General features: G+C 45.7%; 18 protein-coding genes. 5 read left to right on the top strand and 13 right to left on the bottom strand.

What is annotated here, in order from left to right; translation table 11 throughout:
* The first annotated feature begins 310 nt into the window (after window positions 1-310).
* Complete coding sequence (gene dut, locus QTP81_RS07710; protein WP_289364775.1) at window positions 311-766, top strand: dUTP diphosphatase; 456 nt, start codon at window positions 311-313, stop codon at window positions 764-766.
* 43 nt (window positions 767-809) lie between these two features.
* Here dut and QTP81_RS07705 read toward each other — a convergent pair whose 3' ends face one another.
* From QTP81_RS07705 to QTP81_RS07660, 10 genes are all read right to left on the bottom strand, one after another.
* Entirely contained in the window at window positions 810-1,193 is a 384-nt protein-coding gene (locus tag QTP81_RS07705; RefSeq protein ID WP_289364774.1) for a hypothetical protein, read from the bottom strand.
* Window positions 1,194-1,331: 138 nt separating this feature from the next.
* Window positions 1,332-1,751: a type 2 periplasmic-binding domain-containing protein gene (locus tag QTP81_RS07700; protein ID WP_289364773.1), complete on the bottom strand. Its 420-nt coding sequence runs from the start codon at window positions 1,749-1,751 to the stop codon at window positions 1,332-1,334.
* A 20-nt stretch (window positions 1,752-1,771) separates the two neighbouring features.
* Window positions 1,772-2,905, bottom strand: coding sequence for a topoisomerase IV (locus QTP81_RS07695; RefSeq protein WP_289364772.1), 1,134 nt, complete (start codon window positions 2,903-2,905; stop codon window positions 1,772-1,774).
* A gap of 15 nt (window positions 2,906-2,920) precedes the next feature.
* Window positions 2,921-3,346 (bottom strand): phosphate ABC transporter substrate-binding protein, encoded by a 426-nt coding sequence (locus tag QTP81_RS07690; protein WP_289364770.1) that lies wholly within the window; start codon window positions 3,344-3,346, stop codon window positions 2,921-2,923.
* Between the two features lie 262 nt (window positions 3,347-3,608).
* On the bottom strand, window positions 3,609-5,285 hold the full coding sequence (locus QTP81_RS07685) for an AMP-binding protein (protein WP_289365610.1): 1,677 nt from the start codon (window positions 5,283-5,285) through the stop codon (window positions 3,609-3,611).
* A gap of 143 nt (window positions 5,286-5,428) precedes the next feature.
* Window positions 5,429-6,715: a ribonuclease J gene (locus tag QTP81_RS07680; protein ID WP_434532970.1), complete on the bottom strand. Its 1,287-nt coding sequence runs from the start codon at window positions 6,713-6,715 to the stop codon at window positions 5,429-5,431.
* A gap of 411 nt (window positions 6,716-7,126) precedes the next feature.
* Window positions 7,127-9,511, bottom strand: coding sequence for a TonB-dependent receptor (locus QTP81_RS07675; protein WP_289364769.1), 2,385 nt, complete (start codon window positions 9,509-9,511; stop codon window positions 7,127-7,129).
* A 248-nt stretch (window positions 9,512-9,759) separates the two neighbouring features.
* Window positions 9,760-11,940 (bottom strand): S46 family peptidase, encoded by a 2,181-nt coding sequence (locus QTP81_RS07670; RefSeq protein ID WP_289364768.1) that lies wholly within the window; start codon window positions 11,938-11,940, stop codon window positions 9,760-9,762.
* A 76-nt stretch (window positions 11,941-12,016) separates the two neighbouring features.
* Window positions 12,017-12,394 (bottom strand): DUF2750 domain-containing protein, encoded by a 378-nt coding sequence (locus QTP81_RS07665; RefSeq protein WP_289364767.1) that lies wholly within the window; start codon window positions 12,392-12,394, stop codon window positions 12,017-12,019.
* 85 nt (window positions 12,395-12,479) lie between these two features.
* Window positions 12,480-12,860 carry a BON domain-containing protein gene (locus tag QTP81_RS07660; protein ID WP_289364765.1) on the bottom strand — a complete coding sequence of 127 codons (381 nt, stop codon included), beginning with the start codon at window positions 12,858-12,860 and terminating at the stop codon, window positions 12,480-12,482.
* A gap of 110 nt (window positions 12,861-12,970) precedes the next feature.
* Here QTP81_RS07660 and QTP81_RS07655 point away from each other — a divergent pair, with 110 nt between their 5' ends.
* Complete coding sequence (locus QTP81_RS07655; RefSeq protein ID WP_289364764.1) at window positions 12,971-13,876, top strand: LysR family transcriptional regulator; 906 nt, start codon at window positions 12,971-12,973, stop codon at window positions 13,874-13,876.
* On the opposite strand, the gene QTP81_RS07650 is transcribed toward QTP81_RS07655, so the two are convergent.
* On the bottom strand, window positions 13,873-16,041 hold the full coding sequence (locus QTP81_RS07650) for a xanthine dehydrogenase family protein molybdopterin-binding subunit (protein WP_289364763.1): 2,169 nt from the start codon (window positions 16,039-16,041) through the stop codon (window positions 13,873-13,875). The genes QTP81_RS07655 and QTP81_RS07650 overlap by 4 nt on opposite strands.
* 3 nt (window positions 16,042-16,044) lie before the next feature.
* Window positions 16,045-16,509, bottom strand: a complete 465-nt coding sequence (locus tag QTP81_RS07645) for a (2Fe-2S)-binding protein (RefSeq protein ID WP_289364762.1) — start codon at window positions 16,507-16,509, stop codon at window positions 16,045-16,047.
* A gap of 203 nt (window positions 16,510-16,712) precedes the next feature.
* On the opposite strand from QTP81_RS07645, the gene QTP81_RS07640 reads away from it, so the two are divergent.
* The 3 genes from QTP81_RS07640 to QTP81_RS07630 are packed head-to-tail and all read left to right on the top strand — an operon-like array spanning window position 16,713 to window position 20,241.
* Complete coding sequence (locus QTP81_RS07640; protein ID WP_289364761.1) at window positions 16,713-18,206, top strand: bifunctional metallophosphatase/5'-nucleotidase; 1,494 nt, start codon at window positions 16,713-16,715, stop codon at window positions 18,204-18,206.
* Window positions 18,199-19,815, top strand: coding sequence for a GGDEF domain-containing protein (locus QTP81_RS07635; RefSeq protein ID WP_289364760.1), 1,617 nt, complete (start codon window positions 18,199-18,201; stop codon window positions 19,813-19,815). The genes QTP81_RS07640 and QTP81_RS07635 overlap by 8 nt, the downstream gene beginning before the upstream one ends.
* A 60-nt stretch (window positions 19,816-19,875) precedes the next feature.
* Complete coding sequence (locus tag QTP81_RS07630; RefSeq protein WP_289364759.1) at window positions 19,876-20,241, top strand: hypothetical protein; 366 nt, start codon at window positions 19,876-19,878, stop codon at window positions 20,239-20,241.
* 207 nt (window positions 20,242-20,448) lie between these two features.
* On the opposite strand, the gene QTP81_RS07625 is transcribed toward QTP81_RS07630, so the two are convergent.
* Window positions 20,449-21,651 (bottom strand): alginate export family protein, encoded by a 1,203-nt coding sequence (locus QTP81_RS07625; RefSeq protein WP_289364758.1) that lies wholly within the window; start codon window positions 21,649-21,651, stop codon window positions 20,449-20,451.
* Window positions 21,652-21,738 lie beyond the last annotated feature (87 nt).

Raw genomic sequence — 21,738 nt, 5'->3', positions numbered from 1 at the left:
GGGTAAGTTACGCTGTCTTAAGCAGCTCCGGTGCACAAACGTTGCCTGGCATTTATGACTTTCAACACTGCATAAAACTCACTTAACAGTTTTATCCAGCATAATTGATACCAGTTCACAAATTCCATATAAATCATAATGTTAAGATTTAAACCGACTGTTTTGATCAAGTGTTCGCCTACTGCTGGTGCAGTAATGTTCAAGTACTGTGCAATACAACTAATGACGTTGTAGTTACTCGCCTTTAGCTTTGCACAGGAGGGAAAAATCAGTACACTTGAGCACTTATTTTTATCAAGATACGGACTCTATGAAAGCTATCGAACTCAAAGTGTTAGATCCCCGAATTGGCGACACTATACCCTTACCCACCTATGCTACAGATGGTTCTGCAGGGGTTGATTTGCGCGCATGTCTCGATGAGGCAATTACGCTCAAACCCGGCGATACGCAGCTAATCCCTACGGGTATTGCAATCCACATTGCCGATAACCAACTTGCCGCTACAATATTACCGCGCTCTGGGCTAGGCCATAAACATGGCATTGTGTTGGGTAATTTAGTTGGTTTGATAGACTCCGATTACCAAGGTCAATTGTTTATTTCATGCTGGAACCGCGGTAATACTGAGTTCACCATTGAAACGGGTGATCGAATCGCTCAGTTAATGTTTATCCCTGTTGTTCAGGCTGAATTTTCTATTGTCGACGAATTTGGCGACAGTGCCCGCGGTGAAGGTGGGTTTGGTTCCACCGGCGTGGGTTAGTTTAGCGCATTGAAGTTAGATGCTGGACTTAACGTCCAGCTTTTCAATATTCGTAATTCTCTAATAACTGATTAAGCTCTTGGCACGCAGCGGTTTCACCACCATCTTGTAGCTCTGAACAACTCAGGTTCGCCATTGAATTTAAACACGCTATCGCCGGCTCATGAAGCGACTCATGCTGGTCAGCTTGTGTAAAACCAATCATGTTTTCACAAACACCAGAAACCATCCCTTCGACCATTTGCCGCATTTCAGGGGTAATACTCGCATCTCCTTCAATTTCTTGTAGTGCACACGCTTTGAAATTTTCACAGGCTGCTGCTGATGCTTTGGCTAACTTTTCGTAAGTATTCGCCTGGGTAGGTAAAGACAGTGTGATTGTTGTTAACAGAGCGACAGAGACTGTCGCGAAGGCTCTAGAGGTCATTTAAACGCCCATCCGTGGTTAATTTTTAATCAAACAGTAGCTTAATTAACGCGTGCCTACAAGCACAAATACAAAAGCCAGACTGGATTTCAGTCTGGCTTAAGCATACTTTAGGATAGCGATTTACAAGAAACAGTACTAGTCAAGTGGAACTACTTTTACCGAACTGTCCACCGATGCTGCATCCACGTAACCAATAGCACTCGGGTTTTTGGCTACTAACGCCAAAACTTCTGCATCATTTGTAACCTCCTTGGGCGGCACGCCTTTACCCGTAAAGACAAGTTTTGACCAATATGCTGACACCTGTGAAGAGCTTCGGCCAAGCACTGTCGTATCAAAATCGCTGCGTACACTGGAATCTGCAATCTGATTCACCGGAATAGATTCGGCGCCATCAGAAAACTTTTTTTCCTTACCAAGAAAAATCCGCTGTACTTGTTTAGCGTCGATTTGTGCTGAGTTACTTGGGTGGACGATTACCACTGTTTCAGCAATTGCTTGCCAAGACAAAATAAGCAGAACAGCACCTTTAGCAATAAAATGTAAAACTTTCATTCGACTAACCCTCGTTAGGATTAAAAGACGTAGTTCACAGCGAAACGAACCAACGTTGCATCTTGCGATTCATCTAGATCATCGCTGTACTTACTTACATCTACTTTCAACGCTACGTTAGTGTCATAGTCGTAGCGAACGCCCACAGAGGTTGTATCATTTTCGGAAATTGCAGGCTGCTGAATCCCGATAACTAACTGAGTAAGCGGCACTTGCAACGGGGCTGGAAAGCCGGCAATGCGGTCAACAAATTTAGGGCCATCATTTAAATCCGATTTTTCGTAGGTAATAAATGGCGTCCATTTGCCCGAACGCAAACCGGCTGTAACGTAGAAGTTTGTTTCATCTGGATAAAAACTATCTTCAATCTCAGCACCAGTAAACTCTGCGGCGACAAACCAATCGAATGCATCGTACTCAATACTGGCGCCATAGAACAAGCCAGAATCGTCATTCGCTTCTAACAACGATTGTAGTCCTGAATCTATTTGACCTAATTGCGCAAACGCGGGTTCTAATGCAGGAATATCAAAGGTGACATCACCACGCGCAGCTACACCGCGAAATTTCCAATTTAAGTATGTGAACTCAGCCGTACCAACAATCACGTTGTTGATTTGTAACCTTGCCGATTGGCCGGCAAGTGTAAAATCGTTTTCGACTTTGCCCCCAGTTAACTGAAATGTATATTCCAAATCATCACTGTAGCCATTAAAGTCAACACGAACACCATCGATGTTGTTAAACGGTACGTTGTACACTGATTGAGGTGCGACTACCCAATGATATGAGTAACCCACATCGAGAGACGCTGAATATCGAAACAGCGGCATGCGCAGACGACCCGCTGAGATACTGGTATCGTCAGTGGCTTGAAATGTTAAGTAAGCCCATTCAAAGGCAACGTCATAATCGTCTTCACCACGCGCAACCAGCTGACCAGTTGCGGTCATGCGCTCATTAATATCGCCGCTAACCTGAATAGCAAACAAGCTTTCTGGGCTAAAGCTAACGTTGTCGTCGTAGCCATACAAAGAATCGTCACTACTGGTAATACCGCCAACTAAATTCGCAAAGCCGTTGATTCGCACATCTGCCTGTACACCTGAACTAACTGCCAATGCAACTGCACTCATAGCTATAATTTTTTTCATAGTCTTCCCCACCATTTATTGAACTTGAATTGCTTTAACAGCGCCAGTAACTGATGCGCTATCAACATAACCGATAGCCGTCGGATCTGCCGCGACGGCAGCAATAACAGCCGCATCATCAGCCACTTCCGCTGGCGGAACGCCTTTACCTGTAAATACGAGCTTTGACCAGTGAGCTGATACTTGAGCAGAGCTCCTGCCGATGACACTGTCATCGAACTCACCACGCACGGACGACTCCGCAACTTGGTTAATTGGTGTGGCATCAGAGCCACCGGGGAATTTCTTTTCTTTACCTAAGAAAATACGCTTAACGACTTTGGCGTCAATTGCGTCACTGTTACTAGGGTGAACAACCATTACTACATCGGCCATAGCAACATGGGCTGACAAAGCCACCATGAGTGCTATACACCCTCTAAACAAATGCTTTTTCAACATGGCATTCCTCGTGGTTTGAGTGTTAATCAATTTTTAGCGGCGCGAACTCTATTTGTGTATTGACTATTAAACAACCAATAATGAGTATATTAATTCATACGCAAGTACTTAAACTTATAACCGAGTGATTTCGCGCTATAAAGCTTTGAAACAAAAAAGGAAGGCTTTTGCCTCCCTCTTAAATACAACTCAATCCATGCTTGGTAGCGCCGCATCCCATTGTGGCACCACAGAGAACTAAACCCTGTTCTTAATCAATAGTTTAGTCACTCCAGACAACCTTGCCAGAATATTTTTTCTGAATAACGTCATTATAACGTTCTTCTAAGACATGACGCTTAACTTTAAGTGTTGGAGTTAGCAGGTCATTCTCGATCGTCCACTCGTCGGCCATCAGTACAATCCGGTCTAATCGCTGATGACTTTCCAGACCCGCGTTAATACCTTCGAGAGTCTCTGCAATTGACTCCTCTATTTCGTCTTTGGGCTGTTGGCGTGCATCCTCAGAGAGCACTACCAAGCCAATCGGTTGCGGTAAGTTAGTGCCCGTCACACAGGCCTGCTCGACAATCGGGTTCTCCATGATTTTGGCTTCGATAGGAGCCGGCGTAACATATTTGCCTTTCGCTGTTTTGAAGATATCTTTTAAGCGTCCGGTGATGCGAACATAGCCATCTGCATCAATCGTGCCCTTGTCACCTGTTCTTAACCAGCCGTCTTCAGTGAATGTTTCCGCTGTTTTTTCTGGTTCTAGATAATATTCTTTCATATTGCACGGTGACTGCACTTGAATTTCACCTTCATCAGAAATGCGTATGTTAACGCCGTCATACGCATGACCAATACAACCAATCTTATCGCTGCGATACGGCACACTACTGGTGCCATAGGCACAGTTTTCCGTCATCCCCCATCCCTCGCTGATTTTTATCCCTATGCGCTCAAACCATTTAATCGTAGCTGGCGCTAATGGCGCTGAACCACTGGCCCACAAGCGAGATTGGTCAATACCTAAGCCTTGTCTGATTTTACGCGCGATCAGCCCTTTGACAATTGGAATACTGAGCAACAGGTTGAGTTTCTTCTGTGGCATCTTCGCCAAAATTCCCATCTGAAACTTGGTCCATAAACGCGGTACTGAAATAAACAATGTCGGCTGGCATGCCACAACATCGCGCTGAAAGGTATCGAGAGATTCAACAAAATTAATCTGCATTGACGAATACAAACTCGCTAACTCTACCAGTACACGCTCGGTGATATGTGCCAGCGGCAAGTAGCTTACAATGCGGTCATTTTGATTTACCGACAGCGCATTTAACGAATTTTCGGCTGCCCAACAAATCGTGTTGAACGTGTGCACTACACCTTTAGGCGTACCGGTGCTACCTGAGGTATAAATGATGGTCGCCATGTCATCCATATCGACGTTGGGCTCACCTTGCAGTGGTTCAACGCCAATAAAATCACTCCATTGCTCTTTGACATTGATTCCCGGATAAGGGAAAGCTACAGAATCAATATCATCGGGGATCGCTTTTATCTGGTTTTCAGTGTCATCTAACTTACCGACGAAGATCAACTTTGAGTCAGAATGCTTTAGTACGTAATCAATGGTTTTATGGCCTGCCGTGGCAAATATAGGGACAGAAACGTACCCTGCCATCATGATTGCCATATCAGCGACAAACCATTCCATGCTGTTTTTCGCCAAAATACAGATTCGACTACCCTTGGGATAACCTTTCTGCTGCAGCGCTGCTGCGGCTTTGCGCACCAAGGTTGCAAACTGCTTCCACGTGTATTCTGCGATGACACCTTCAACAGGCTGCTTCAAATAAACCGTGTCGGGGCTTTCACGCTCCCAGCTATATAACATGGATAAAGGAGATGTCGGATTTTTAGTTAGGCTCATAGTGGCTTCTTGTTGTAGGGGCATGTTCATAATGTTAGACCAATTAACACTTCATTTACATAGGCTAATTAAGACTTGTTCCAATGCCAAATTCAATATTAATAACTCGACGTATAAGTCACGTTTATTCGAGCAATGGTTAAGCTATCGTCACTTATTCTTGATTATCATTCAGCGCGAATTACAATCCTCCCGGCCTTCACTGCACCGCGTTTCAGCATTGGTTGCGGTGCGAGTTGATACAGGTCACCATTTTTACCTGTAAAATACTTAGCTACGCCTACAGATTTTGCCAATTTTGCATTGGCTTCAATATGTTCAGCTTCACCGTGGATTGGAATCGCTATTTGCGGCTTGACCCATTGATACATCTGACGCAGCTCGTCTTTATTCGGGTGACCACTGGCATGTATTGGATGCTCACTTGATTCAGATAATATCGTTGTTATTTTGCGAGCTTTAAACTGACGTAGTAAACGCTCAACCTCAATTTCATTTCCTGGGATGATCATTGCGCTAAAGATAACAGTATCCCCCGTATCTAGATTGATATCTCTATGCGTGTCATTGGCCATTCTCGCCAATGCCGCTTGGGGCTCGCCCTGGCTACCGGTGGCTACTGCTAAAATTTCATTCTTGGGTAGGTATCCAGCGTGTGCATTGTCGATTATCTCAATATCTTCTGGCCAGTGGCCGGTAACTCGTGCGACACCAATCATGTTTTGTAGCGAACGACCGTAGACGGCTAAGTAGCGATTTGTAGCTTGTGCAATTCTTCCAATGGCGATCAAGCGCGCGACGTTACTCGCAAAACACGTAATAACCACACGATTTTGCGTCGCTTTTACAGTTTGAAGTAAACCTTGAAAGCACTCGTATTCAGACAATGAATGGCCAGCTTTCAGTGCATTTGTCGAGTCGCATGTCATTGCTGTAATTGCGCTTTCACCGAGGCGTTCGAAACGCCATTGCTCAAAACCATTACCAACACCGGGACGTTGGTCAATTTTCCAATCTGCCGAATGAAATATCTTGCCCACAGGCGTCTCAATTAGCAATGCGTGCGGCTCGGGAAGAGAATGCGTGATAGGCACCCAGCTGACAGTAAATCCGCCAATAGAAATACTCTCTTCTATCGACACTTCAATGATCGGTACCTTGCCAACCAATCCCACCTCAGCCAGCTTGCGACGCAAGACTTCAGCTGTAAATGGCGTCGTATAAACAGGCGCCTTTAAGCGCGGCCAAAGATGCGCCAAACCGCCAATGTGATCTTCATGAGCATGGGTAATAACGATGCCGGCTAGTGACTCTTTTTGCTGAGCAATAAATGAAGGGTCTGCCGCCACAACGCGGAATATGTCGCGGCTACCGGGAGTGATAGGTTCGTCGAACGTTATCCCACAATCAACCATCAACCATTGGCCATCATGGCCGAACAAATTCATATTCATGCCAATCTCACCAGTTCCACCAAGTGGTAGAAACCACAATTGTTCGGCATTTGGAAGTAACGTAATAATCGTCTCCTATCGGTTGACGTCATTCACGCGAGAATAATGTCAAATTCAATGGCATATAAAAATAATACTGGATGCCAATTGATAAAGATTAGTGAAACGACGAAATGTTTAGATCTCGCGATGTACGCTAAATCGTAGGCAGCAAAGCCAACACAGATACAAGCCAAAACACGATAAGTGAAGTAGCGATCAAACGCCTAAGTATGGGGGCCATTTTCAACTCCAATCAAGGTTAATAGAGAGTCTAGTATGGCAAGTATAGCGTCAGTGAAGTGTTATAAAATATAAAGATTGTGCAAAATGTATAGGTGAGCCGCATGGCTCACCTACAACGCCACTTGCCTAGTAGAAATATCGGAAGGTCAAACCGATGGTACGCGGTTGATTGGTCCGATATGCAAGTCGAGCTCGTCCACCGCGTTCGCGGTCAAACGACAAGTTAGCATTCTCATCTAGGGCATTATTGACATATAACAACGCTTCCCAATTGTCATATTCAAAACCCATACTGAGATTCAGTGTTTGATAAGCATCCAACTCTAAATCCAGGTTAGTTGTCTCGCTGCCAGTTGCTCCACCAAACGGTAAGCCCGACGTAAAGCTTCCGGCACCAGCAACCTGATCACTCGGCTGAGTGATACGATCACCGACATATTGATACGATGCTGACACATAGGTGCTGCTCGAATTAAACAAAGGGGAGTCAAACGTATAAGTGGTCGCAAAGGCAAACTGTAACTCTGGTACAGAGGCCAAACGGTTGCCCTTCTCAACACCACCAATCACGTTGCCATCACTGTCTAGTACAGTTGAATCAAATTCGGCTTCAATTATCGACCCAGCAAAACTGAAGAACACATTTTCAGTTGCTTGACGTGTCAATTCAAACTCAATCCCCTGAGTGAAAGCCTTATCAACGTTGAATGAAATACGCGATGAGCATGACCCTGCATCCAAAGTGACTTGCAGATCTTCGATATCGGTATAGAACGCTGCGACGTTTGCGGTCCAGCCGCGACTTGCCGCTTTCATACCGAATTCATAGTTGATCAAGGTTTCATCGTCATAGTCTTGGAACCCGCCAAATACTGCGCGATCCGACGCGTTACACAGCGTTTCGTTAAGCGGATCATTTACACCGCCTAACCGGAAACCCTGTGATACTTGAGCGTTCAAGTTGACCGTTTCATTCATTCGGTAGTTCGCGATTACCCGAGAAGTAAAACCATCTGATGCGGTTGAATCCACTTGATCATCGCCATTCGAAAACAGTCCACCCGTTGTAAAACGACGCTCTTCCTCGTAATCGTAAAAGCGTGTACCGGCTGTCACGGCAAGATCTTGGTTTACGTCATAGGTTACCTCACCAAATACCGCTAACTGTTCTAAATCGTAAGGTAGGTCAGCGTTGTACGGAGAGTCTGAACCAAAGCCATTTGCTGTTGCGGCCGAAACGCCCGCTCCTAATACGGCGTCAGTAAATGCATCATATCCAGGTGTTGGCAGTCGCTGCGAGTATGTGCGTTGGGTATCAGACATAAATACACCAACTAACCATTGCAGATCTGAATCATTATTCGATGCGGCGCGCAACTCAATGGTATCTTGTTCGACTTGCGTTCGATCTTGCAAGTTAGAGGGTAACGTAACCGCCTCATCGGGATAGCCCAAATCGACACTCACCGAGCCAGTTAATGCACTCGCGTCGCGGCTGACAAGAATATCGCGATCGGTGTAGCTATACACAAAAGTAAAATCAACCTCGTCCATCGCATATTCGGCGGTGATATCAGCGATAGTCGTTTCGTCTTCGAACGCTTCGTTTAATAGTAAATATTGCTCGCGCTCTTGTAATTGAATGGCCGGTCGTGTTGTCGTGTACGGATTGGCAAATAAATTAAACACTTCCTGACGGTTGAAACCACCCATATCGATTTCTTGGAAAATAATCCGCGGTGTGATAACTAAATCATCGGTTACTTGCCACTTCAGCGCAACTCGGCCGCCAGTGCGCTCACCATCATTAACATCTTTCGCTCTAAATCCGTCTTCACTCAATGCATCAATAAAACCTGCATAATCAGTCCGATAGACTACCGCCCGCAATGCTAAGCTATCGTCAGTTAGTGGTACATTGACCATTCCTTTTAAATGATTTCCAGTATCGCCATCGGTAACTGTATTTAAGTTAGCTTCTACAGATGCTTCTGTAATACCCAGTTCAGGCTGATTGGTGATATAGCGCAACGTACCGCCTATTGAACCACTACCAAACAAAGTGCCCTGCGGTCCACGGAGTGTCTCAACACGACTTAGATCGTATAAATCCAAATCGGGTGTAAACAGAGATAACGAAATTACACTTTCATCGAGATACACACCAACTTGTTCTTTTACACCCGGTTGGTCACGCACAATTTGGCCTGCCGAGACGCCACGGATAGCCACTTGGCTTTGACCCGGCCCTAAGTTTTGAATTGAAACACCGGCAACGTTGCGGGTCAGTTCTTCTAAGTTTGTAGCGCCAGCACGTTCAATGTCATCTTGCGTTTGCGCGTTTAACGAAAATGGTACGTCTTGAAGTGTGGTGGCTCGTTTAGTCGCCGTTACCATGATGCGTTCAATATCTTGATCATCACTTTCTTGGGCGATTATTGGAGTACTAATGGCGCAGGCAATGCCAACGCATAAGGCGCTTCGTTTGAAGCCTTTTTGCGTAGTATTCATATGTGTTTCCCTTGTGTTTATTATTTTCGTCCTGAACACCGCATGACTACCGTTCAACGTCATTATCTCAGGACGCGCTTATAGTAAAGCTAATGGGTATACGCCCATCAGTTACCTTTGGTTTAGCATAAAAACAACAACATACAAGCTAAAGCCTTTCTTTGGCTTTAGTATTTTGTAAACAGATATTTTTACCAACATAAAAAACCCGCTTAAAAGCGGGTTTTTATATACAAAATCGGCCGTGATTAACGTTCGATGCCCACTACATGCATTTCATCAATAAGGTGGCCAGCTCCATCCACATACTCCATAATCCAAAGCATATAGCGCGAATCCACGTGAATTGAGCGCGTCGTCCGAGGATCTACATCCCAATCTGAATTTACACTTTCAAGCGTACCGTCGAACAATAACCCAACTAACTCGCCATTGGCATTAAGCGTTGCCGACCCAGAGTTACCGCCTGTAACATCAAGGTCAGACAAAAAGTTTACCGGCACTGTACCTAACGTGTCGTCTTTATAAGGGCCGTATTGCTTTTGCGCAATTAAATCCAATTGCGACTGGGGCGAATTAAACGGTGCTTCGCCAGTATCTTTTTCCGCAATGCCTTCAAGGCGTGTGAATGGTTCGTAAATCAAACCATCTTTGGGCGAGCCGCCGAAAACTGTACCGTAAGTTACACGCAAGGTTGAATTAGCATCAGGATAAGCCAACTGTCCCTGCGACGCCTGCCACGCAATAATCGCTTCCATGTACTGTGCTTGTAAATGCGCCAATTGGCCTTCACGTTCTTTTTCAACCGCTTCGCGTTGCATATCGTATTTAAACGTTGCCACAGCAAGTTGCATAAATGGGTCTTCCAGTGCTTCTAATTCTTCGACCGAGGCATTCATTAACGCCAAACGAGTACTTTCACTGGCCAGCTGTGATTGTTGATACATAGTGTCAAGCAAACTCGCTACTTGCTCAGGGTCAAATGATTTATCAATACCCAAGAAGCGATCCAAAACTATGACGCGCTGCTCATCAGGTAATTGCACATACTGCTCTAAAAACATCAACCATGTCGCTTTGTCGACGCTTGGATCATAACGGCGATCGACGCGTTGCATCTGCTGTTCAATACGCGGCAAATCGCGTTCTTGATAGCCAGGCTCTCGGTCCGCATCCAGCTTTTGCTTTTCAATTGCTAGACGATACAAGCGCTTAGCAACTACCAGTAGTGCTGGGCGACTAATATTGTTATAAAAAAACGCTTGCTGCATATCGGCAGTCATTTGCTCATTGAGTTGGTCAAGCTGCTCAATGGCCGTTTTATACCCGGCACGACTCGGATCACTCTCAACCCATGCCAACAACGCCGCCTCGCGCGCGGCACGACGATCAACCAAACCTACGCGTTTAGCACCATCAATCTGGCCTTTGAGGTTTTTCATGTAGTTATTCAAACCAGCTAGCAATGATTCGTACTTAACCCTTGCGTCACTACCCTCCGGTGCAGTCTCTTCGATGGTTGCAATCCACTCTTCAATGGTCGAAATCCACTGCGGATATTGCCAGCCAAAGTTGTATTCAACATTAACGAGTCGCTTATAACGCGACGTGCGACCGGGGTATCCGGCAACCATAACAAAATCGCCATCCTGCAAGCCCGCAGCTGAAACCGTAAGCACGTGATTAGGCTCGAAGGGGACATTGTCGGTTGAATAATCTGCGGGCTTACCATCTTGGCCAACATAAGCGCGATAGAAGGCAAAGTCACCGGTGTGACGTGGCCACATCCAGTTGTCGATATCACCGCCGTATTTACCCACTGAATCGGCCGGTGAATACGCGATGCGTACATCGCGAATTTCAAGCTGCTTGATCAGTTTATATTCCAAGCCCTGATAAAAGGCTGGCACTTGGCAACGATAACCAGGCTCTGATTCACACTCGGCGATTAAGCGTTTTTGCGCTCGCTCAATTGCGTCATAGCGCTCCCGACCACTTAATTCATCACTCAAGCCACCCAAGACTTGTTCAGTCACGTCTTTAAAATCAACGGTGACGTATACCCGCGTGCCAGGTGCGGCAGGTAATTCATCGCTAAATTTTGTAGCGACAAACCCGTCTTCTAAGTAATTATTTTCGGCCGTACTGTTGTACTGTACCGAGCCGCGTGCACAGTGATGGTTGGTAACGACCAGTCCTCGCTCAGAAACGAATGAAGCTGAGCAACCGCCAAGAGAAACAATGGCTCCCATGGGAAATTCAGTCAGAGAGGTCAGTGTATCAGGGTCGAGCTTTAACCCCGTTGCAACCAAATCTTGCTTGATCAGTGGTAACTGTTCGGGTGTGAACATACCCTCTTTTGCTGCGATAGCGCCGCTAACCAACAAGCCCGTAGCGAGTGTGAGTAGAGATATTTTTATTTTTGTCATTAGGTGTTTTCATTCCGTGATGTGAAAATCAGGCCACACTATGCCACACAATGACAAGATACAAAATAACGCGCTTTTAGTGTTTTAGTAGCGCCTCAAATTCCTCAGGTAACAACACCATGCCATCCTCACCCGGCACAGGGAATACAGCAACACAGAGATCGTCCTCTTGCATGCCAACGGTCCAGCGTGCATACCAATCGGTAAGTTTGATCGGCATAATTTCACAACTCTGCCACTCGTCATTACGCCAAAGCTCTGCCGCTTCTTTGGTGGGCCATACAGGTATGCAATCTTCCTCTTCAGAAGTGAGCATCACAGCACCATCGTCATCACACAAAATCCAAATTTGCTGATACTGGTTCACTAACCGGTCGAAGAATTGCGCCCGTTGTTGTGGTTGCGCAGCAAGCATGTCATTGAGGTCTGGGGAGTGTTGTTTATCGTTATTCATCAGGTAATACGCTGGTAAATTTAGTTAAGGCTAGCGATAAACCACAATTGAGTACACAGTTATTTTGTCTTTCCTCGGTGTTCGCTTAAAAACTAATCAAGCGCAAAAGGCTAGGTTTAGTCTGCTGCTGAGGCTGTTTACGTACGGCAACTTGAATATCCACTTGATAATCAGTGGTAAAATCCTGCATAAAAAACACCAAAGATTGCAGGGTCTTTGGACTATCAACCGCACCATACAGAGTGATTATTTGTTCAGTCACATGGACACTAATGTGCTGATCATCAAACGCGCGCTCAAACGCAATACTTGAGCGTACTTGTCCAGCAATTCTTTGTTCCGAGACCAACTGTTGAGTTTCTGCTTTTACTTCTGTTGTCAGCGCAAGTAGACCGGTAATTAAAACCAGTACAACTGTAAACTGAGCGATAATTTTTGCGAACGTTGTTTGGATTGGCTGACTCACAGTGACTTCCTCCCGATGACTTGGCAGTAACTATACGACTTTTAAGAATTTTAAAAATAGACATATCCGGTTAACATAATTCCATATATGAGATAATAAGATGGATAGGTATGCATAATCAATTTGACGACATCAGCTTATTTTGCACCGTTGCCATGCACCAAAGCTTTTACAAAGCGGCTCGCGCATTGGCGATACCACATAGTACCGTCAGCAGAAGGATCGCGGCATTAGAACAAAGTCTCGGCCAACAGTTGTTGATTCGAACCACACGCAACATGCGTCTAACCGAAAAGGGCCAAGCGTTATTTGAACAATGCTCACCACTGATCAATCAGCTCAATTGGGCGGTGTCAGATGCCTTAGACGATGAAGAAGAATTACAAGGTAGTCTTACCCTATCAATGCCAACACGCGTGGGTTTGGACTATATGGGTGGCTACTTAATCGACTTTGCCAAGTTGCATCCACAATTAAATTTAAACATATCATTAAGCAATGAGCTGGTTGATTTAGTTAAAGACAATATTGATATCGCGTTTCGCGTTGGTCCTTTGGCAGATTCCTCTATGCACGCAATTCGGCTCTGGGATATTCCTTTTAGCTTAGTTGCAGCACCGGCTTTCATTGCGCAGCATGACATCGCTCAAGACAACTTTGCCATCCACGACTTACATCAACTTCCTTGTGCGATCGCACCGCCACAGAACCGCTGGACTTTTATTGATAGCGAAGGACAACCAATCCAAATTGCACCGCGCAGTGGTATCCAAGTCAATGATCTCACGCTTGCACTGCAAGCGGCCTTGAATGGCATCGCGTTAGCTTACGTACCGAACATCGTATTAAATAAGTTTTGTCCACATAATGATCTGGTGACGATCACATCAGCGAATTGGCGTGCTAGAACACGAGAGATGTTTGCTGTGTTTAACCAGAAACGGTCACACAGTCGAAAACTGCAAGCAGTGATCGACTATGTAACGCAACGCTATCAACAGCAACACGGCGATTAAATTGCCATGGGTTTGATCGGCAAGTCGCGATGACGGGTCCCTGAGGCGGCAAAAATGGCATTAGTCAGTGCTGCCGGGAATGGCGCAACGCCAGGCTCACCTAAGCCAGTGGGTGGATAGTCCGAATCAACAAAATGAACACGAACATTCGGCATTTCGTTAATCCGCAATACGGGATAATCATGAAAGTTAGAGTTCACAACTGCACCATTCTTGAACACTATTTCTGTATACAAAGACAGTGACATCCCCATAACTACCGCGCCCTCTTGCTGAGCGGTGGCGCCGTCTTTGTTGAGTACCTGACCACAATCAACAGCACAATCGACATTTAGTACCTCAATTTTATCGCCGGTCACTCGCACATGTACTGCCATTGCCACATAGCTTCTAAAACTGTGATGAACAGCAATACCAATCCCCTCGCCTGGGGGTAATTTACGGCCAAAGCCAGCTTTATCCGCGGCGAGCTGCAATACCGCTTTAGAGCGCGCTACCTGCTCTTTGTGCTCAGGATTTTTATTATTGTCATACAATTTATGTAGGAACGTAACGGTATCCATGCCCGCTTTATGCGCTAACTCGTCGGCAATACTGCCGTAAGCAAAACCGTAAAAAATAGCATAAACGGCACGGTACCAGCCGATCCGTGTGTGTGCAGGTGCTTCACCCGTTTCACTGCGCAAATTCGCGATGCCGAAGGGGTGATTTTCAATTTCTCCCAGACTATTGGCGGGTGCGCGTTCTAAAGCCGGATTAAACAGCGAACTAATTGACGGGAATGCAGCGCGGTGTAGCCATCCAGTAACATTGCCATCCGCATCCATAGAAGCTTCGATATGCTGCGCATTAATGGAATGATAGTAGCCGGTACGCATATCCTCTTCACGTGTCCAGATGAGTTGCACTGGCGCATTGATATGCTTAGAAATCGCTGCTGCTTCTTGGACGTAATCACATTTGAATTTACGCCCGAATGCACCGCCACTCATCATTACGTGAACATATACGTCTTTGGGTTCAATGCCCAAATAGTCACCGAGTACATTTTGGATATCTTCCGGGCTTTGCGTGGATGCCCAAACCTCAGCGCTACCGTCTTTCACCCATACAACTGAGGCGTTTGGCTCCATTGGTGCATGACATAAGTGGCCACCGGTATAAGTTGCTGACACCTTGTGCTCTGCCGTTTCGAAAGCAGCGGTCAAATCGCCACGCTCAGCTACTTTTTCCGCGGGCTTTTCTACATTCGCAATGAGTTGTGCGCGATAGGCTTTAGTATCGTAGTTACCGTTGGGTCCAGATTCCCATTCAACTACCAAAGCCTTTACCGCTTTTTGCGCTGTCCATGAATTATCCGCGACAACAGCAACCCCCCCCACTGAACCGAAAGGCACATCTAATCTAGGGATAGTGACAACATCAATAACACCAGCAACAGCACGAGCATCAGTATCATCGAGGCTCTTTAATTTCCCGCCTAATACGGGACAATGCACAATGGCTGCGTAGCGCATACCAGGGACCTTAGTGTCGACGCCATAGGTACGCTCACCGACCACCACCATACTTTGGTCATGTCGGGGTAAAGCCTTACCAATATACTTGAACTGGCTTTTGTCCTTCAGCGTCGGCGCTTCAACCACCTCTTGTACCGCTGCGAGTTCAGCTAGCTCACCGTAACCAAGTGTTTTTTGTGACGGTGTATGAATTACAACATGATTGCTGGCCTCACATTCTTCAGCCGACACTCGCCATACCTTCGCTGCCGCAGCAATTAGCATCAGCTTCGCGGTTGCTCCGGCTTGTCGCATCGGCTCATACATGGTTACGATACTGGCTGAACCGCCCGTTGCTTGCGGACCGTATTTCTCAGCGTTGCCTTCACCTTGCTTGACCGTAACTCTTGACCAGTCAGCTTCCATTTCGTCAGCGACTGCTGCGGGTAGCGCCGTACTTATGCCCTGCCCCATTTCACAACGGCCACAGAACAACACGACGTCACCGTTCTTATATAAATGGATAAAAGCGCTGGGATTAAAATCACTACCTAGATGTTGATGCGCCATACTCGGTAGAGAAACACCTAACGCTAAGCCACCACCCACTAGTGCCGACGCTTTGATGAAGGTTCTACGCGCTGGATTTTGAATTGCGTGTTCCATACTCTATACCTCCTTGGCCAATTCGTCTGCGGCATCAGCAATCGCTAATTTGATGCGTTGATATGTACCACAACGGCAAATATTTCCCTGCATAGCAGCCTCTATATCTTGTTCAGACGGCTGCTTGTTGTTTGCCAAAAAACTCGCAGCATTCATTATCTGGCCAGCCTGACAGTAACCACATTGCGGCACTTGATGCTTTAACCACGCTTTTTGTACGGGGTGATCACCATTTTCTGACAAACCTTCAATGGTGGTTATTGAGCGACCGGCTACCGCCGAAATTGGCATAACACAAGAACGTGTTGCGGTGCCATCGATATGAACCGTACACGCGCCACACAAGCCACTACCACAACCAAACTTGGTGCCGGTTAATTCAAGCCTGTCACGCAAAAACCACAGCAGTGGCATATCGGGTGCCACATCTATAGGGTACTCTTTTCCATTGATTGTTACTGAACTCATGCTTTGCACCTGTTTCGAATTGAAGGTTTCAGAGAATTACTTAAGTGTAGTTTGCCAGTATGAAATGCTGAACTCAAAACGCAGTAATTTTGAGTTTAGCTACCCAACAAACACGTTTATCAGCAGATTGACTCTCTCAGTGTATAGAATTTTTTTGTGCATGCGCATACTATATCGCTATGCAACCTTAATGAGATAGCAGCATGCGCAGGTTAATCCTCGGATTTGTAGCACTCACTTCATGCTTGAGTGCTTGCTGTGTTAGCGCTGAACACCAAGTAACACTGGTTTACGCCGCTGACTTACCCATTATTGGCGCGCCAAATCACGGTGACTACGCAGAGCTAGCAACCTTGCTTGAGCAACAACGCGGCGCAAATCGCGAAAACCTGCTGTTTGTATTTGGCGGCGCAAGTTTAGCACCGAGTCCTTTAGCCTCTTTTGACTCAGGTTCACACATTGTTGATATCCTCAACAATCTAGAGCCCGATGTGATGAGTATCACAAAGCGCGAATTTAGCTATTTCGAAGACGAGCTCATTCTGCGCAGCTATGAAGCCGCATTCCCATTATTGCTGTCCAATGCAACGGATAAAGAAACCGAGCAACCGCTCGATGGTATTTACACTGACCTTATCGTTAACAAGCAAAATGCTAATATCGGTTTTATTTCGATTGTTTCCCAGAATATCACTGCCGAATACTTACTCAAACGCTTAGAGATTTCCTCGCCAGAGCAAGCAGTGATGAATATCTCGAAGCAGCTACGCGCAGAAGGCGCAGACGCCATTGTGCTGCTCCACTCAGATATGTTCGATTTTATCAAACCAGCGTTGGATCAAGGAATTATCGACATTTCAATCCAGAGTGAACCCAATAACGTTCTTCAGGTTATCCCGATTGATGAGCGTCACCCAAATCAATTAGTACTCGATGACTTGGGCGCGGCTGCGGTGATTGAAGTTCACTTTAGTCACGATGCACAAAACAGCCGTGTCACTGTCGAAAAGGAATCGATTGAACTGGCGTCACTTGTCCCAAATCCAGCGATAGCGCAAATCATTAACCGCTATCAAAGTCGACTCAATACTCAGTTAAAGCAACAGATCGCAACTATCGCAGAGCCCTTTGATACACTGAGGGAAACCGTTCGAACCAAAGAAAGTGGATTTGGTAATTTCATCACAGATGCAATGCGTAAAGAAGGTCAAGCCGACATTGCGTTGATAAATAGCGGCGTTATTCGCGGTGACAGAGCCTACTCTGCTGGTTACCCTTTTACACGCCGTGATTTGCTGCATGAACTCCCTTTTCGAGCAAGACTCGTTGTCATAGAGGTAACGGGACAAGACATCGTCGCAGCACTCGAAAATGGCGTTAGTCAATACGAGGTGACCAAAGGTCGGTTCCCACAGGTGTCTGGGTTGAGTTTTTCGATTGATGTGAATGCCCCCGTTAATCAGCGCATTACCAATGTTAGTGTCGATGGTGCACCGGTGCAGTCTGATAAGACGTATATCCTTGCTACCAGTGACTATCTTTTCAGTGGCGGTGACGGCTATACCATGTTTGAGGGCGCAACAAGGCGATTCGAAAATGCGCCTACAGCACCACTGGTGTCAGAGGTGGTCAGTCGTGCTATGCAGCGCGCTGATCGGGTCAACCTTGTCGAGCAAGGAAGAATAACGTTTGACTAAAGTAGCGCGACCTAGAAAGTTTTTCCGCAATACATTGATTTCAATTAGTCGTGTAACTAACGTCCTGCTGGGTGTTTTTATCTTACTGTTCGCCATAATGAGTAGTTTTAGTTACATCCAGTTAAAAGAAACTGAAGCCACGTATGAGCGGATCAGTAGCGAGGTTTTGCCAACCCTAGCAAGCAGTGGACTGTTGCACAGCCAAATTTCAGCACTCGCTTTTCTGGTCTCAAATTTCGCCCAGTCGAGTAGCCTACCAGAAGTTAGAATAAACGAGAGCCAAGTACTCGAAAAGCTCAGTGAGATTGAGCGTCTATTAGCAGATAACAATCCACTGCATTCTGACCTAGAAACCATTAAGTCTGAATTTGCGGCGTTGACCGTCTCCACTCGTGAGACGTTTCAACACAGTAGACAGGAAAGCCAGCTGATAGAGCAAGTCAATCAGCTGCGTGCAAACAGTGTTATCGATACCTCAATGACTGAGGATAACTTACAAGCCATTTACTCATTAGAGGCTGCAATTTCACAGCTTTCATCAGCCGAAAAACTGATCGACTTGAGACGTTATGAACGCGCAATAAAGTCAAACTTCAACATGCTGCTCGGCAGCCCACAAATTCCCCAGAACACAAACCAGTACCTGACCGAACTACAAAGTTTAGTCGTTGGTAATAAGGGGTTAAGTCGTGTCAAAGCTTTACAATTAAGAGGGCGAGCCCGTGCGGCTGGGCAAAGTAATTTTTTGCGTCGCTTTATTCTCGATATAGCCAAAGGTGCTGAATTCAGCTCTTATCAATTTGCCGAGCAACAATCTGCGCTCGCATCTGAATTTGCCCGTGATGCTGCACGCAAGCACTCTTACACATTGATGGTCTATGCCGCGACATTCGCCATTGGTCTGGCCCTTATCCTATTTATCAAATCACGCGTTGTTTCACGTATTATTGGTCTGAACAACTACCTAAATTCCAGTAAGACCGATAATACTGGTCATTACGGTGAGAAATCGAATGATGAAATTGGCGCTTTAGCGCGAACCATTGCCGAACAGTTTGAAGTCATTGATAAGCAAAAAGTAGAGCTAACTAAACTAAGCTTTGTGGACAGCCTCACTAAAGTCGGGAATCGACGTGCATTTAATGAACATATTGAGCAGATAATTCCCATTTCAAAACGCAATAAAATTTCGGTTTCGGTGTTACTTATAGACGTTGACTGTTTCAAACAATTCAATGACACCTATGGCCACATGAAAGGTGATGAGTGCCTCTATAAAGTAGCGCAAGTGATCGAACAGAATGCCCGGCGCGGCACGGATTTTGTGGCTCGCTATGGCGGCGAGGAGTTCGTTTGTACTATTTTAGGCCATACAGAAGCCCAAGCTTATGAGTTTGCTGAAAAACTCTGTGACGATATACGTGCGCTTGCGATCCCACATTCGGAAAGTGTTGCCGCAGATGTAGTAACAGTCAGCATTGGCCTGCACACAGAAACGGATGTCAACGAAAACTCGATAGAACGACTGATCCAACGCGCGGATACCGCTCTGTATCGCGCAAAAACCCAAGGACGTAATCAAGTCTGTAAATATTCGCATTCATCATAGCTTGCAATTGCTGTATATTTAAACAATACTGTATACATAAACAGCTTTAAGGGGTGATTTATGAGTTTTGGCATAGCAATTATCGATCAGCTAGTGAAAAAGCATGGCATCAGTGCACTTTCATGTGACAATGAATTTCAGCATACTCAACACTGCTACGGCGGCGAAACGCCGAGCATTGAATGGGGACAGCTTCCCTTTTGCATTAATCGGTTTCTATTCCAGGCACCGCTGTATTCTCAATGGACATTGCATTGTTTCTCGCTCCCCAAAACCGGTAAACCACTCGCATGCTTTATTCTTGATGTCAGCGGTAAAGTAGTAGAAAGAGTGTATTTCCAGAATACGCGTAAGTACTATGATGCGTGTGACAAACTAGCAGCACAGCTCACGTCAATGACTAAGGCCGACAAGCAAGCTGCATAAGCAAACGATTTATACTGAAAGCCGATGATTTAAAACACAACGCCAATCAACTTGGGTGTTGCAGTTAATCAGTTCATCATGGTCTTGTAACCGCAAAGGAGCTGCGGAAATCTTGAGAATAAAGATCCACACTGAGCATCGCTGGTAATTTTATGAAGACTTTTAGAGCTGTTGGTTGCTCCATGTCTTGTATAGCATTGACTTAGGCTAGAAACCAACGTTTAACCATAACCACAATTTGTCTGTGTCAACACGACCACTCTCTCCAGAGTAAGCGGCGTATTTAACACCAAATTTGTAGTGCTTATTAAAAGTTTTCAAGTATTGAAGATTGATTTCACTACCTAAGTCATCAACAGTGGCACTTGCTTCATCAGCAGAATAGTCGTGATAAACAGCAAGCCATTTCCCTCCTGCTACTGCGCCGGTCAAGGTAAATGTTACATCTTCGAGGCCTTGTGCAGGAGTACCTAAAAATTGGTCTGCCCAGCCGTTGAACTTGTGAAGCGTCGCCAACGGTGTTTGGAAACCCATCATGCCATCATCTGAGCCCAACACTTCATAACCTACTTTAGCTGTCACGCCAGAGAATACCGCACCTATTTCCGCAAAGAGATAATCAGTGTTAAAGTCACTTGCGGCTGTTTCATTGCTTTGTGACGCATACTCGAGGTGATAAACAATACTGAAATCGTCGACTTTACGTTTTCCCGCGAACCGAATGCCATAAGTATCTAACGCATTGTCAGTATCGTTATCAACTTCGAGCAAATATGAATATACAGCCAATGTACCAAACTCAGTTTTATAAGAGCCATGGAACAAGTGATCTTTTGCATCTAGATCAGCATCTTCGCCAAAGATTCGATTACGCTTGCCAATGTAGCTATAGGTTAACTTAAGGTCTTTATTTGGCGCATATACAACCGTTGCCGCATCGAACGTCTGCCGGTCCTGACGCCAACCAACATGACCAATGAAACGATGGCCATCATGAGTGATCACTTGACGACCTACCTTAACGGTTAAATTATCGTTCTTGTATTGGATAAACCCTTGGTCAAGCTCAGTATGCTCCGGGTCAGCAATTACCGAATAGATACCGGTATTGTAACCGTTAGGTGGAGATGCATAGTCGCCCTCACCTAACACAATTCGGTTATCTTCCATTTCTACCGTAAATGAAAAACCATCAAGACTACCTGACTTATAACCCAAGCGCGTCCGCAGTGTGAAAGCGCTAGCGTCTTCGAGCGCGTTGTCTTGTTCGACCGCTTCATAACGCAAATTGAAATTACCAAATACTTCGCCTTCAGAGAGAGCCTTGTAGAACTCGTCAGCACTGGCATAACTGCTGCCTAAAGAGGACAGTATAGCTGCTACTGCAACCGGTAAATTACATTTCTTCATGTATATGCTCCCTAAAAGCTTTACTGGCTCGCTGGCAACCCGTCACTGCTAAAACTGTAACTAATACGCAGTGTAGTTTAAATTTAT

It is taken from the genome of Neoalteromonas arenosi, assembly GCF_030362855.1.
In the GTDB taxonomy this organism is placed as follows: domain Bacteria; phylum Pseudomonadota; class Gammaproteobacteria; order Enterobacterales; family Alteromonadaceae; genus Alteromonas_E; species Alteromonas_E arenosi.
Note: the sequence above shows the minus strand (reverse complement) of the source record. Positions and strands in the feature narration are given on the sequence as shown.